This is a genomic window from Bacteroides sp. AF39-11AC, from assembly GCF_003474285.1.
GTDB lineage: Bacteria > Bacteroidota > Bacteroidia > Bacteroidales > Bacteroidaceae > Bacteroides.
In genome coordinates, this window is the sequence record NZ_QROH01000002.1 from 387447 (window position 1) to 402784 (window position 15338).

The 15338-nt window shown below is 39.5% G+C and carries 15 protein-coding genes; 7 read left to right on the forward strand and 8 right to left on the reverse strand.

Annotation, left to right across the window (positions count from 1 at the left end; all coding sequences use genetic code 11):
• The first annotated feature begins 75 nt into the window (after positions 1-75).
• The 7 genes from kdsA (at position 76) to DW036_RS04260 (ending at position 8555) form a co-directional block, all read left to right on the forward strand.
• Positions 76-879, forward strand: a complete 804-nt coding sequence (gene kdsA, locus DW036_RS04230; RefSeq protein ID WP_118461552.1) for a 3-deoxy-8-phosphooctulonate synthase — start codon at positions 76-78, stop codon at positions 877-879.
• 151 nt (positions 880-1030) lie between these two features.
• Positions 1031-3868, forward strand: coding sequence for a pitrilysin family protein (locus DW036_RS04235; RefSeq protein ID WP_118461554.1), 2838 nt, complete (start codon positions 1031-1033; stop codon positions 3866-3868).
• A gap of 100 nt (positions 3869-3968) precedes the next feature.
• Positions 3969-5462: a DUF5687 family protein gene (locus tag DW036_RS04240; protein WP_118461555.1), complete on the forward strand. Its 1494-nt coding sequence runs from the start codon at positions 3969-3971 to the stop codon at positions 5460-5462.
• Positions 5463-5470: 8 nt separating this feature from the next.
• The gene (locus DW036_RS04245; RefSeq protein WP_118461557.1) at positions 5471-6316 is read left to right on the forward strand and encodes an ABC transporter ATP-binding protein; all 846 of its coding nucleotides are present in this window, start codon (positions 5471-5473) and stop codon (positions 6314-6316) included.
• Complete coding sequence (locus DW036_RS04250; protein WP_118461559.1) at positions 6313-6825, forward strand: C40 family peptidase; 513 nt, start codon at positions 6313-6315, stop codon at positions 6823-6825. Before DW036_RS04245 ends, DW036_RS04250 begins: the two co-directional genes overlap by 4 nt.
• A gap of 79 nt (positions 6826-6904) precedes the next feature.
• The gene (locus DW036_RS04255; protein ID WP_118462032.1) at positions 6905-7789 is read left to right on the forward strand and encodes a TraB/GumN family protein; all 885 of its coding nucleotides are present in this window, start codon (positions 6905-6907) and stop codon (positions 7787-7789) included.
• 313 nt (positions 7790-8102) lie between these two features.
• Positions 8103-8555 carry a DUF4143 domain-containing protein gene (locus DW036_RS04260; RefSeq protein WP_118461561.1) on the forward strand — a complete coding sequence of 151 codons (453 nt, stop codon included), beginning with the start codon at positions 8103-8105 and terminating at the stop codon, positions 8553-8555.
• A gap of 153 nt (positions 8556-8708) precedes the next feature.
• Here DW036_RS04260 and DW036_RS25465 read toward each other — a convergent pair whose 3' ends face one another.
• From DW036_RS25465 to DW036_RS04295, 8 genes are all read right to left on the reverse strand, one after another.
• On the reverse strand, positions 8709-8804 hold the full coding sequence (locus tag DW036_RS25465) for a smalltalk protein (protein WP_158585941.1): 96 nt from the start codon (positions 8802-8804) through the stop codon (positions 8709-8711).
• Between the two features lie 93 nt (positions 8805-8897).
• Positions 8898-9404: an HU family DNA-binding protein gene (locus tag DW036_RS04265; RefSeq protein WP_022394444.1), complete on the reverse strand. Its 507-nt coding sequence runs from the start codon at positions 9402-9404 to the stop codon at positions 8898-8900.
• Between the two features lie 147 nt (positions 9405-9551).
• Positions 9552-10502: a glycosyltransferase family 4 protein gene (locus DW036_RS04270; protein WP_118461563.1), complete on the reverse strand. Its 951-nt coding sequence runs from the start codon at positions 10500-10502 to the stop codon at positions 9552-9554.
• A 37-nt stretch (positions 10503-10539) separates the two neighbouring features.
• Positions 10540-11517, reverse strand: coding sequence for an NAD-dependent epimerase/dehydratase family protein (locus DW036_RS04275; RefSeq protein ID WP_118461565.1), 978 nt, complete (start codon positions 11515-11517; stop codon positions 10540-10542).
• A gap of 15 nt (positions 11518-11532) precedes the next feature.
• Positions 11533-12615, reverse strand: a complete 1083-nt coding sequence (gene gmd / locus DW036_RS04280) for a GDP-mannose 4,6-dehydratase (RefSeq protein ID WP_118461567.1) — start codon at positions 12613-12615, stop codon at positions 11533-11535.
• Positions 12615-13379: a glycosyltransferase family 2 protein gene (locus DW036_RS04285; RefSeq protein WP_118462034.1), complete on the reverse strand. Its 765-nt coding sequence runs from the start codon at positions 13377-13379 to the stop codon at positions 12615-12617. The genes gmd and DW036_RS04285 overlap by 1 nt, the downstream gene beginning before the upstream one ends.
• A 2-nt stretch (positions 13380-13381) precedes the next feature.
• Positions 13382-14365, reverse strand: coding sequence for a hypothetical protein (locus DW036_RS04290; protein WP_118461568.1), 984 nt, complete (start codon positions 14363-14365; stop codon positions 13382-13384).
• Positions 14366-14368: 3 nt separating this feature from the next.
• Positions 14369-15178, reverse strand: coding sequence for a glycosyltransferase family A protein (locus tag DW036_RS04295; RefSeq protein ID WP_118461570.1), 810 nt, complete (start codon positions 15176-15178; stop codon positions 14369-14371).
• Positions 15179-15338: the final 160 nt, after the last annotated feature.

The window sequence follows — 15338 nt, forward strand, 5'->3', positions numbered from 1 at the left end:
TAAGTGATTAGCAAGCTGTGTTATCACTTGCTAATCACTTATCACTAATCACTAAACACTAAATACTAAATACTTATGATTGAATTAAAAAATAACCCTGCCGGAAATTTCTTCTTATTGGCAGGTCCTTGTGTGATTGAAGGGGAAGAAATGGCAATGCGTATTGCCGAACGTGTGGTAAACATCACAGAGAAACTACAGATTCCCTACGTCTTTAAAGGTTCTTACCGCAAAGCAAACCGTTCACGCCTGGACTCATTTATGGGAATAGGTGATGAAAAAGCACTGAAAGTATTGCAGAAAGTACATGATACGTTTGGAGTGCCCACAGTTACAGATATTCATTCCGCCGAGGAGGCTGCCATGGCTGCCGAATACGTGGACGTACTACAGATTCCGGCATTTCTCTGCCGTCAGACGGACATTCTGATAGCTGCCGCAAAGACAGGAAAAGTCGTAAATATCAAAAAAGGGCAGTTCCTCTCCCCTCTTGCCATGCGCTTCGCTGCAGAAAAGGTAGTAGAAGCCGGCAATAAGGAGGTGATGATCACCGAACGTGGAACGACTTTCGGATACCAGGACCTCGTTGTAGACTATCGTGGAATACCGGAGATGCAAACTTTCGGTTATCCGGTTATTCTGGACGTCACCCACTCGCTGCAACAACCCAATCAGACAAGCGGAGTTACAGGCGGTATGCCACAGCTCATTGAAACTGTAGCCAAAGCCGGTATTGCCGTAGGCGTCGACGGATTGTTTATTGAAACACATGAGCATCCCGAAATAGCCAAGAGCGATGGTGCCAACATGCTGAAGCTGGATCTGCTGGAAGGATTGCTGACAAAGTTAGTACGGATAAGAGAGGCTATAAAAGAATAAGTTCACTCTTGTAAAGTACACTGAGATAAATGGGAATTTAGCAAGTTTTGTCGCTAGATTCCCATTTGTGTAAAAAAACAATCCTCCTCTTGTGATTTCTTTTTCCGTCCTTCGACAAATAGAGTAAGAAACAATTTTAATCTTCATTAATATGAAACATTCATTTCGTAGTTTATTGGTGGTAGCATTCGTTTTATGCGCCAGTTTCCAGCAAGCGGTAGCACAGCAAATGCAGTTTCCGCCTCTTCCCGTGGACAAGAATGTCCGTATCGGCCAATTAGACAATGGCTTGACGTATTACATCCGTCATAACAAATTACCCGAAAACCGGGCTGAATTTTATATTGCCCAGAAAGTAGGTTCCATCCTCGAAGAGCCGCAACAACGTGGTCTTGCTCACTTCTTGGAGCACATGGCCTTCAATGGTACAAAGAATTTCCCCGGCGATGACAAAGGTCTCGGTGTTATCCCCTGGTGTGAAACCGTAGGTATTAAATTTGGAACAAACTTAAATGCCTATACCAGCATAGACGAAACCGTCTACAATATCAGCAATGCCCCGATAGACCGTGCCGGTGTATTGGACTCTTGTTTGCTGGTTCTGCACGACTGGTCTAACTACATCCTGCTTAAAGATGACGAGATAGACAAGGAACGTGGAGTGATCCGTGAAGAGTGGCGTAGCCGTAACAGTGGTATGTTGCGCGTTTATACCGACCTGCTTCCCACCATATATCCGGGTGATAAATACGCAGATTGTATGCCTATCGGCTCTATCGATGTAATCAATAACTTCCCCTACAAAGATATCCGTGACTATTACCACAAATGGTACCGTCCCGATTTGCAAGGTATCGTTATCGTAGGTGACATTGATGTTGACGCTGTAGAAGCTAAGCTGAAAGCAGTATTTGCCGATGTACAGAAAGCTGTAAATCCGGCAGAGCGTGTTTATTATCCTGTTGCCGATAATAAGGAACCTATCGTAGCCATCGGTACAGATAAAGAAGTAGACGATCCGTCTATCGAGGTTTACTTCAAGCAAGATGCAACCCCCGATTCAGAAAAGAATAACGTAGGTTATCTGGCTTCCCAGTATATGACAAGCATGATCACCAGTATGCTGAACGCACGTCTGAGTGAACTGACCCAGAGCGCTAATCCGCCATTTAACCGTGCATATAGCAGTTACGGTAATTTCTTTGTAGCTAAAACCAAAGAGGCCCTCAATCTTTCAGCATCAAGTAAAGCGAACGGTATTGAAGAAGCCCTGAAAGTCCTGTTACAGGAAGCAGAACGCGCCCGTCGTTTTGGTTTCACAGAGTCTGAATACGCCCGTGCCCGCGCTAACTATCTGCAACGTCTGGAATCTGCATACAACGAGCGTGAGAAGACCAAACACGGTTCTTATGTACGTGAGTATGTACGTAACTTCCTGGATGCCGAACCTATCCCTGGTATTGAAACAGAATATGCCATGATGAACCAATTGGCTCCCAACATTCCGGTACAGGCTATAAACATGGCAATCCAGCAACTCGTTCCGGACAGTAACCAGGTAGTTATCATTGCCGGTCCCGAAAAAGAAGGATTAAAATATCCGCAGAAAGAAGAAGTTATTGCTTTGCTGAAAGGTATGAAGAGCCTCGATCTGCAACCGTATGTTGACAAGGTGTCTGATGAACCTCTGATGAAAGAAGCACCGAAAGGCGGCAAAATCGTATCTGAGAAGGAAGGTGAAATCTATGGTAGTACGAAGCTTGTTCTTTCCAACGGTGTAACTGTTTACATCAAAAAAACCGATTTCAAAGCAGACGAGATCCGTATGAAAGCAACCAGCCTGGGTGGTAAATCTCTTTTCCCCGATAAGGATGCACTGAACTTTGCTGTTATGGACAATGTGGTTGCTGCAGGTGGTTTGGGTAACTTCAGCCAGGTAGACCTTACAAAGGTATTGGCCGGAAAGAAAGTTTCTGTTCGTGCCGGACTAGGTGCTACTACTGAAAATGTATTCGGAACTTGTTCTCCGAAGGACTTCGAGACCATGATGCAGTTGACCTATCTCACATTCACCGCTCCCCGCAAGGACATGGAAGCATTCGAGTCTTATAAGAACCGTACAAAGGCCGAACTGGAAAGTGCACAGGCTAATCCGCTTTCTTCCATCAACGACACATTGCAGAAAGCTATGTACAACAACCATCCGCGCGTGGTAATAATGAAACCGGAAATGGTAGATCAGATCAACTATGACCGTATTCTGGAAATGTACAATGACCGTTTCAAAGATGCCAGCGACTTTACATTCTATTTCGTTGGAAACATTGACCTGGAAACAGCTAAACCGCTGATTGCAGAATATCTGGGTGCATTGCCTGCCATCAACCGTAAAGAGACTTTCAAAGATACCAAGATGGAGATCCGTAAAGGTACATACAAGAATGAATTTGCCAAAGAACAACAGACTCCAATGGCAACTATCGTATTCCTGTATACCGGAAAAACTCCTTATACATTGAAGAATGAAATTCTGTTGAGCTATATGACCCAGGTGCTGAACATGGTTTATACTGAAGAAGTACGCGAAAAAGAAGGCGGTACATACGGTGTAAATTGCATGGGTAGCCTACAGAAGTATCCGAAAGAACAATTGCTGATGCAGATTGTCTTCCAGACGGATCCTGAGAAGAAAGATAAACTGGCCGGTATCGTAGTAGACGAGCTGAAGAAACTGGCAGCAGAAGGACCGTCTGATGTACATTTGCAGAAGGTAAAAGAGTACATGTTGAAAAAGTATGCTGATAACCAAAAGGAAAATGCATACTGGCTGAACAACCTGAACGATTACTTCTACTATAATATGGATATGACGCAAGGATACACAGATATCGTAAACAGTATCACTGCCAAAGATATCCAGAAGTTTGCAGCAGACTTGCTGAAACAAGGTAATGAGATCGAAGTAACGATGACGGTACCTAAAAAGTGATTAAGGAAGTAGTGATTAGTGATAAGTGAAAATACAGTTCTTATCACTAATCACTAACGACTAATCACAAATTAATCACTAACGACTAATCACTAAAAACATGAATCTATTTCTTGAGCTACGTAAACATGGAAAGTTAGCAGAAAAGCGGCATCCGATGTACGAAAAGAGTAAGTTCGGAAAGTTTTGGATGTACTTCATGAGTGTGTTCTGGGCAGCTTATCTCATATTCTTCGGAACAACCTTCGCCTTTGCTTTCGATGGTGGAGCCAGAGAAGCCTACCATGTAATGAACAGCGGACTCATATTTGTGCTCGCCCTCGACTTTCTCATGCGCTTACCCTTCCTGAAGACACCTACACAGGAAGTCAAACCCTACTTACTGCTTCCCGTAAAACGGAGTCGTCTGATTGACTTCCTTCTCCTGCGTTCCGGGCTTAACAGCTTCAATCTGCTCTGGCTCTTCTTGTTTGTCCCATTTGCCATCATCACAGTTACTAAATTTTATGGAGTGGCAGGTGTGTTGACTTATTGTATTGGTATCTGGCTACTCATCATATTCAATAATTACTGGTATTTATTGTGCCGTACGCTGATGGACGAACGCATCTGGTGGTTCCTCCTACCGGTAGCCCTATATGGTGGTATTGCTGCTGCACTTTTCATTCCGGACAACAGCCCGATATTTGCCTTTTCAGTCAATTTGGGTGAAGGATTCATCACCGGAAATATACTGACGTTTATCGGAGTTCTGCTGGCCATTTTTATCATGTGGTTCATCAACAGGAGCATCATGCAAAGATTAGTCTATAACGAACTAAACAAGGTAGAAGATACAACCGTACAGGTAAAGACTGTATCCGAATACAAATTCCTGGATCGTTATGGTGAAATTGGTGAATATATCCGGTTAGAGTTGAAGCTGTTGCTTCGTAATAAAGTCTGCAAAAAATCACTCTATAACATCACTGCTGTAGTATTAGCTTTTAGCCTCATCATCAGTTTCTCTGATCTTTATGAGGGAGGTTCACGCGACTTCTTCGTACTTTACAACTATATCATCTTCGGTATTCTGTTCCTCTCTCCGCTAATGAGTTATGAAGGTAACTATATCGACGGACTGATGAGTCGTAAAGAATCCATCTATTCGTTACTACGTGCCAAATACATCTTATATAGCCTGGCTCTGATCATTCCGTTTATACTGATGATTCCCGGCATGGTGACAGGTAGGGTATCTGCCTTGCAATGCATCTCATGGCTTATATTTGTTCCAGGCTGCGTTTATTTCTGCATGTTCCAACTGGCAGTGTACAATAACAAGACCCTTAACCTGAACGCCAAGATGACCGGTCGTCAGAACGTGGGGACAGGATTGCAGAACCTTATTTCAGCTGGTGCATTTGGTGTGCCTCTGCTACTGATGTTCGGGTTAAAGGCAATGGTTGGCAAAGAGGTTACACCATGGATTCTTATAGGTATCGGACTTGCATTCATTATAACTTCAAGATGGTGGTTAAGAAATGTGTACCATCGTTTCATGAAGCGCCGGTATAAGAATATGGAAGGATTTCACGATAGTAGACAAAAATAATTACGAATATGATAGAGATAAACAATCTTCAAAAAAACTTCGGCCAAAAGAAAGCCGTAGATATTGAGAAATATGTCATAGAACAAGGTGACATGCTGGGTTTGGTAGGCAACAACGGAGCTGGTAAAACAACCCTTTTCCGCCTGATGCTGGACTTACTCCAGGCAGATCAAGGCAATGTAACCATTAATGATATCGATGTAGCCAAAAGCGAAGACTGGAAACAATTCACCGGCGCTTTCATCGATGATGGCTTCCTGATCGATTACCTTACTCCCGAAGAGTACTTCTACTTTATCGGTAAGATGTACGATCTGAAGAAAGAAGAAGTAGATGAGCGCCTGCTTCCTTTCGAACGATTCATGAATAATGAGGTCATCGGACAAAAGAAGTTCATCCGTAACTTCTCTGCCGGAAACAAGCAGAAAATCGGTATCATATCTGCTATGCTGCATCATCCGCAATTGCTGATCCTGGACGAACCGTTCAACTTCCTTGATCCGAGTTCACAATCCATCATCAAGCACTTGCTGAAGAAGTATAATGAAGATCATCATGCCACGGTCATCATTTCAAGCCACAACCTGAACCATACAGTAGACGTATGCCCTCGCATTGCTTTGCTGGAAAATGGTGTCATTATCCGTGACATACAAAACGAACATAACTCAGCAGAGAAAGAACTTGAAGATTACTTCAACATAAGAGTGGAAGAAGAAATTGAGGAAGAACTGGCAGAAACAGTGATTGAAGAAACACCTCTTCAGGAAACAATCATTGAAGAAACTATTGCTGAGGAACCTATCACTGAAGAACCCTCCACTCAACCGGAAAAGAAAGAAGAACAGGAATGAAAAAATACTTCTTATATATAGTTGCCCTCATCGGATTGACATTCAGTTTAAGCTCATGCCATACATCAGCACCCCGGCTCAATTACAAGGCACTGGCAAAAGCTTCTGTCCGCATGGGTGTTGACATAAATATGGAAGATAACCACAAGTTGTACATTGCCTCCGCGGAGTGGATGGGTGTCCGCTACCGCGCAGGCGGTGACAACAAGCACGGAGTAGATTGTTCCGGACTGGTATCGCAACTCTATAAAGAAGTATATAATATCCGTTTGGCCAGAAGCACCGATGGTTTACTTAAAGAAAGCAACAAAGTCTCCCGCCGCAATTTGCGTGAGGGAGATTTGGTGTTTTTCACCAGCCGTACATCCAAGAAGAGGGTGGCACACGTGGGTATCTATCTCAAAAACGGGAAGTTTATTCATGCAAGTACCAGCAAAGGAGTTATTGTCAGTAGCCTCAACGAACAATACTATACGCAATACTGGCTTTGCGGCGGCAGAGTAAAATAAGAATCTTTTTTCTTCCCCTGTGATTTTTCCTTTCCCTCCCCGACTTATAGTTCAAATAAAACTTTAAAAAGGAAAAATGATGAAAAAGATTTTAGGTGTCCTTCTCTTTATCGGCCTTGCGCTGAACGCCAACGCACAATTACTTTGGAAAATCTCCGGTAACGGACAAGAAAAGCCCTCATACATTTTAGGTACCCACCATCTGGCACCTCTCAGCATCAAAGATAGCATTGCCGGATTGCCACAAGCCATAGAAGGTACTACTCAGGTATACGGAGAAGTAGTTATGTCCGATATGATGTCACCCGAGTTCATGCAGATAATGCAGCAAAGAATGATGATGGCAGGCGACACCACTCTCCAGAAACTTTTTACCCCGGAACAATATGAAGTAGTAGGCAAGGTAGTGAAAGAGAACCTGATGGCAGATATAGCTATGTTGGGCAAATTAAAACCCGCTGCCATAACCCAACAACTGACCCTGATATTGTGCATGAAGCATCTGGGTGGTTTTAATCCACAGGAGCAATTAGATACTTACTTCCAGCAACAAGCATTGCAAAGCGGTAAGAAAATAGGTGGTTTGGAAACTCCGCAGTCTCAGTTAGATATGCTCTTTAAAAGTCAGACTCTACAGCGTCAGGCAAACTTACTCTATTGCCTCGTAAGTGACATAGATAAAGCTATGGAACAAACTAAACGTCTCAACAACGCATACAAGGCTCAGAACCTGGATGAAATGCTGAAGCTGATAGAAGAACGTGATGGCAACTCGTGCGATCCGCAACCGGGCGAAATGGAAGCTATGCTGGATAACCGTAACAAAGCATGGATTGAGAAAATGCCTGCTCTCATGAAGGATGCTCCTACCCTTTTTGTTGTCGGTGCAGGCCACCTGCCAGGAACTAACGGAGTCCTGAATCTGCTGAAACAGCAGGGATATACTGTAGAACCTATGAAATAAAAACTATAAATTCTCTCTTTACTGACATTTTCTGAAAACTAAGAAAATGCAAGATACCGGGTGATTGCAAGTGATTTGTGGTCACCCGCTTTTATATATCAAGAAATATGCATATCTTTGGGCAAATTTAAAGTTCAACTTAAAATCCGCCACAGCAATGAATAACAATTTGATATACAGAAATCTAACAGATGAAACCAAACGTCTTGTCTATCATTTTCCTGTTATAACGATAACTTAACGAAGCTCACCATTACCCAGAGCTATTTTCATCTATTCAGGTCTTGGCAGTTTCAAATCCGGAAAGGCCTATATGCTTCCACCCTACTTTGCCAATATCGGTAAACGCTTGGTAAAAGCAAATAAGATATATTTCTATGATACCGGCTTGGCAGCTTACCTGCTTGGGATAGAGAATGAAGAACAATTAGCTACTCACCCGGCTAAAGGAGCCTTATTTGAGAATCTTATCGTAAATGAGGCAATGAAAAACAGGCTCAACAGGGGAAAAGATCCCAACTTATATTTCTACAGGGACAAAAGCCAAAAAGAAGTAGATCTTCTGTATACCCAGGCCAACAATATTCAGGCATACGAGATTAAATCAGCTCAAAGTTTCCACAAGGAATTCTTCAAAGGTATTGACTATCTGAACGGGATCTTTGGAGATCGCCTAACAAAAACAGCTGTTATATTCGACGGGCAAGAAGAGTTACATACAGAGAAAAATGGAGTTTATAATTTCCGAAATTTCTATTTGAAATAAAAAAGAGTTCTGAATCTGCTGAAACAGCAGGGATATACTGTCAATGCAAGATACCGGGTGATTGCAAGTGATTTGTGGTCACCCGCTTTTATAAAAAAGGGTACATCAGGAAATCCCCCCGACATACCCTCTAATCTTAGTATATGTTCATCATCACATATTCATCGTATTGGCTCCTAAAGCTCCCAACACCGCTGATGCTACAGCGATTACTATTTTTAAAATCTTATCCCAAATCGTCTTTTTCATATCAATTACTTTGCATTTCAATAATTCATAGACTGCGCAGCCTTTAATTCTTAATTTCTAATTCTTTAAATTCTAAAGCTTCAGCTTTAGACCCTATCCCAGAGGATCATCTTCAATACCTCCGTCTCCACCTGAACCACCTCCGTTACCATCATCCGGATCTTTACCATCATCGGAAGAAACATCCTTACCCGTCCACTTCTCAAATTCAACACCCTGCCACAAAGCCCGGGTAGTTCCCAGAGCAGCCGGACGTGTATATTCAGGAGTAAACATAAAATGTAATGACGTCACCTGATTCGGACTCACATCCTTCTCTGCATCCACACCCTTTCCGCGTGTCCGTGCAATCACCGTAAATGTTCCCAAACCATCCAGACGAACCGAACGGCTGTTCAACAACTGTAAACGCATCACCGACATCAGGTTTCTGACCACATTATGTACATCACCCGGTGTTGCCGAACACTTTTCAGCCACCATTTCTCCCAACTGCTGCAGATTAACAGCTCTTCCCACTTTCTTCAATGCCAGATGCCACTGCTTAGCACCCTCTTTCGTTTTCAACTGCGATTGTCTCGCATAATACAATAAAGGCATAATCTTTCTCCTTTGCTTTTAAATTCAACTTCATTTTTATTAGCTTGTGTTGATCAACAGTGCAAAGGTGGGGATATTACCAGGTATAAACAAAAAAAACAGCCCACCAGGAGCTGTTTTCTAATATTAATATATAATTAATTGATCTTAAGTATTTTGATGTAATCGGAAGAATTTCCTCATAAACCATATATATATAAAACTAAGTAATAGAACAGTGCATAGCAAAAATATATAGCCATGATCCAAACATTCTATATATCCTATTATTACAACTGCTTGTACTGCCATATAAATCAATGATACTACCACATGAGGTATTTTCAACTCGTTCGCCATCAACTGATACATGTGTTTGCGATGAGGTAAACCAATGTTTTCATGAAGCATCAAACGATGAATGATAGTCAAAACACTATCGACGCCATAAACTACCAATAGGATTATCCAACTGAAATCTTCTGTCTGAATAATTAGCTTCCCAATCAGGAAAAGAAGAATAAAGGCGATACTCACAGAACCGACATCACCGGCAAAACACTTCGCCTTTTTACGGAAATTAAAGAAACAAAATACGAATACAGAGCAAAGGACAGTATAAATCAAAGCGGGTTCAACAAAAGTGATTATCTTAGAATTTATATAAGCTAATGTACCTAGAATAACCAATGAATAGCCACCGGTAATGCCGTTGATACCATCCATGAAATTATAAGCATTAATAATACCTGTGCAAACTATCAATGCGATAATTATCCACCACCACGAAAGAGAAAACAGCCCCCATTGGTAAAACATCAAAGCCATAGCTGTAAAGTGAAACACTAACCGAAAGCCTTGAGAAGTGGAACGAATGTCATCCACAAAACTGATAAAGGTAATTAGGGTCAATGCCAACATGAACCAGGGATAATCCCATTCATTACTCAAGAAATAAGCCAAAGCGCCAAAATAGAAAATGATTCCGCCACCACGCAAAGTAATCCGGGTATGGGAACTTCTCTCATTGGGTTTATCGATGATATTGTACTTATCAGCTATTCTAAAATAAAAAAGTTCTGCCAGAAATAGCAGAACCAATATAATCAGGTAATACATAACCGTACTTGCCCCCTTAATTTTTAATTGTTAATTCTTAATTTGAAAACGATTTTATCGTTTTCATAATCCCATCAGCAGCACGAACTGGCATTTGTTCAATGCCAAGTGCTGCTTTAATCTTCTCATTACTCACCACATAATTCTCTGTCAGTTTCCGCAAACGTTCAGTATTCAGCGGCAGATGAAGTAAAGTTCCTAAACCAGCACAACCTTCCATCATCTTCCGGTTCATCTTCCAGATATGAGGTATTTTACCCATAGCCTCACACATGAGAACAATTAATTCATTTGTAGATAGGGGTTCGTCATCACCCATGTGATAAATGCCACTCGCAACATTCTTCGTCAGCAAACCTTCCACCACATAACATAAGTTATCAATCGAAGTGAACGAACGCTTGTTTTCAAAATCTCCCAAAGGCCAGGGAATACCTTTCTTTACCACATTATAAAGCAGATTCAGGTTTCCTTTATTGCCCGGTCCATGAATCATGCAAGGTCTCAATATATATACCTGCTTCCTATCATCATGCAGTTTTAATTTTTCATTTTTATTTTTTAATTTATCGAGAATATAATTCTCTGCCGCTATCTTACTCTCTCCATAAGGCCCTATTGGAGTAGGTATCACATCTTCCCTCAACGCATCCCCTACTACACTATCGGCAACAGCCTTCACTGAACTGAAGAATATGAACTTCTTAGCTGTAGATTCCAGAAAGAAATCAAAAATCCTCTGTGTTAGCCCTGTATTGATATCAAAATATGCCTGTGCTACAGATTGATTCTTTGTATCATGTGCTTTACCGGCCAGATGGATGATGGCATCAAATTGTGGCAAACGCTGCATTGGAAAAGAGGTCGTTTCAATATCTTTCCAAGCAAAAGTCTTCACGACTCCCTCCTTTGTTAGAAAAATGATATCGAGACCATAAAGGGTATGGTATTTGTGTAAAGGTGTAACAAGATTAGAGCCTACAAAGCCATGAACCCCTGTTATAAGTATATTCATATAAGAGCAGAATAATTATCCCTTTATCTGTGATTTGAGATATAACTTCTTCACAAAATACATATCATGTTCAACCATGATTCTCACTAACTCAGAGAAACTTGTTTTCGTTGGATTCCAGCCTAATAAAATCCTTGCCTTAGTTGGATCTCCTAATAATTGTTCTACCTCACAAGGACGAAAGTATTTGGGATCAACCTCTACCAGCACCTTGCCAGTTTTTGTATCAATACCTTTTTCGTCTACTCCTTTTCCTTCCCACCAAAGTTCAATTCCTACTTCTTTGAAGGCTAGTGCAGCAAATTCACGTACTGTATGCATTTCACCTGTGGCAATAACAAAATCTTCCGGTGTGTCATGCTGAAGAATCAACCACATACATTCTACATAATCTTTAGCATATCCCCAATCACGCAAAGAATCAAGATTTCCCAAATATAGTGTATCTTGAAGTCCCTGTGCAATGCGTGCAGCAGCCAATGTTATTTTGCGGGTCACGAATGTCTCTCCCCGACGTTCACTCTCATGGTTAAAAAGAATACCGTTTACGGCAAACATACCATAACTCTCACGATAGTTTTTGGTTATCCAAAAACCATACTGCTTGGCTACCCCATATGGACTTCGCGGATAGAATGGAGTGGTTTCTTTTTGAGGAACTTCCTGCACTTTACCAAAGAGCTCTGAAGTAGAAGCCTGATAGATTCGTGTTTTATGCTCAAATCCCAAAATCCGTACGGCTTCCAGCATACGCAGTGTTCCCACAGCATCAGCTTCAGCTGTATATTCCGGCACGTCAAAACTCACTTTTACATGACTTTGCGCAGCAAGATTATAAATTTCATCTGGTTGTACTTGCTGTATAATGCGAATAAGCGAACTGCTATCTGTCATGTCTGCATAATGCAAATTTACCAGACGATCTTTCTTCATATCACGTACCCATTCATCAAGATACAGATGCTCTATACGCCCCGTATTGAAGGACGATGAACGACGTAGAATACCATGAACTTCATAACCTTTCTCTATTAAAAACTCAGCAAGAAACGAGCCATCTTGACCTGTTATACCAGTAATCAATGCACTTTTTTTCATTATTCTTTCGTTAAAAACAATTCAAATATTTTAATAAAATATTTCAGAAAAAGCAGAGGCATGCATGTCCATATACCATTTTCACTACATGCACGAACTATTTCTTTATTTAATATTATATTGCTCTTTATAGAGGCAGTACTTATTCCACCAGTTCGCATTTTCATAAAATCTAATGGAATATACGCAGTCTTTAATTGATGAGTATGTAAAAAACGGACTAATAATTCATAATCAGCCGCAATACGATAATCTGTTTTATAATATCCAAATTCTTCAAAATATTTCCTATAAGTAAAGAATGTAGGATGTGCAGGCATAAAACCATATCTAAAACGCCTCAATGAAAAGCTTCCAGATGAGTAATAGCGCACAGTCTTACCAAGGTTATCTGGATTTACAAAACGCACATCTCCATAGGCCGCTTGTATTTTTTTATTTTGAAACGTCTCTACAATCTTTGAAATAATATCTCTCCGATGATAAAAATCATCTGAATTAATTATACCTACTATATCACCTGTTGACATGGAAATACCTTTATTCATTGCATCATAAAGACCATTATCCTTTTCACTTTTCCACTTGAGACGTCCCTGAAATAGTGGTTCATATTCGCGGATAATATCAACCGTGCAATCTTTAGATAAACCATCAATAACAATATACTCTATATCAGAATAAGTTTGATTTAGTACTGATTGAATTGTATCACGAAGAGTTCTTTCACTATTATATGTGACTGTAATTAGTGATATCATCATCATCAATTCACATTTAAAAGGTATTTATCTATGTCTAGACTAATAAATTTACTACCTAAAATTTCTGCAGCAAAGGCAGGAAATCCTGATCGTCTTAAACCATGTCCATAAATATTATAGACTAAAGAAGCATTTCCTAATAAATAAAAATCCAAAAAAGATTTTTCATATACGCTAAGAGGCTCGTTATTAGAAAAATCCAGATGAACCACTCGCCCTGGAAAAACATGAATTCTCTTCTGTTTAGACAACTTATTCAAGCAAGTAATACTATCAGATGTTACCAAAATATCTATATGTTTAGTCAATAATTTATTTATTGCTCTTTCGCATAGATCAAGTAACATATTTTTCTCCACATCATCCAATTCTTTATAATTTCTTTCAGAAAAATCTCCTAATAAATTCTGAAATCGAAAACACACCGCTACATAATTATTTCCTAAAGAATTAGTAATGGCATCAATTTGCCTCTGCAATTGATTTGAAGGCTTAAATAATTCATTATACAACATACCATATGAATAATTCGAACTATATATAGCATTCAGTTGCTTAAGGTTGTGACCATTACTATATATGTGAGTCTGACGTCGTAAATGAAAGCCTCTAAAAGCATACTCTTCACCTGTTCTAACTTTTAAGGAAGTATTAAACAAACTATATGACAATTTAAAGGACTTCCAATCATAAGAATTTGGCTGAAGTAATAGAGACAAATCAAATGGACTACAAAATAACAACTTAAATACCAAATCATTTTTTTTACAATAGGCATAAGTGTTAAGAATACCATATAACCGATCAGCTAATCCACCGTGACGCAATTTCCCATCAATCATAAGAACCATACACTTATCTCCTTTAGGAGCAAACAGCTTATAATATTTGATTCTTAAACTAAAAGCCCTTAAAAAATTAATGATCCTTCGCAAAAAGGCATTATTACTCAAAAACAGATAAAACTTCGATGTTAAATAATCCATCTTTCAATTATTTCTAAGTAAAACAATGAAGTTTTTAATAACTCCAGGAAATCTTGCTGCAAATAACTTAATACTATAATTATGAGGATTCGATATATAAACTTTAGCATATTCATAAAGTAAGAGAATGGTATTATGGCATAAATGCACAAAAGGTATTTTTTTTCTAGATGCAGATCCATCACGCATCCTCACATAATAAGAAGCTACTTTAGCACAGTATAGCCGATTTATATTAGCAGTACAAGATGTCACAAATAATGCATCTTCCCCATTAGTGATTCCATTCTTAAATCTAGTTATACCTATTGCACTTCGTGGTATTAGCTTTGCCCATGGAACAGACAAAATTGATCTAAATCGAAATAAATCAACAACTATATTTTCTCGATATTTTTGCAAATAGTTGTTAAGAAAAAAAGAAGAAGATCTGTCCCCAAAAGCAACAACCTCACAAATAGCAATAGAATCACTATTTGCAATTTTATATAATTCAGATAAATAATTGGGCGAGATATAATCATCGTCATCAATAAATGCAATATAATTTCCCCTCGCATTATCTAATCCTATATTCCTAGCAATAGATACTCCTTTATGTACTGAATATATCAAGTTATAGTTAAACGAATATTCACGCAATTTAGCGGACAGCTTCTCTCTATATGGATGCTCTTCTCCATTCAAAATTATTAAAACTTCGAAATCATTAAAGGAGAAATCTTGCTGATTAAGGGATTTTAAACAGTCAAAAATATAATCAGAAGGATTACTTGTTGGTAATATAACTGATATCAATGGAGTATTTGACATAACCTACAACTATTCTATAAACATGATTACAAAATCATACATATACAAATAAAGATAAAACACATTACTAGTATTATAAACATCTGCTATTTATAATTTTACAAACAACCTCATTAACAAAAAAGCACCAAATGGATTCATAATTCTAAAAAACAATGAG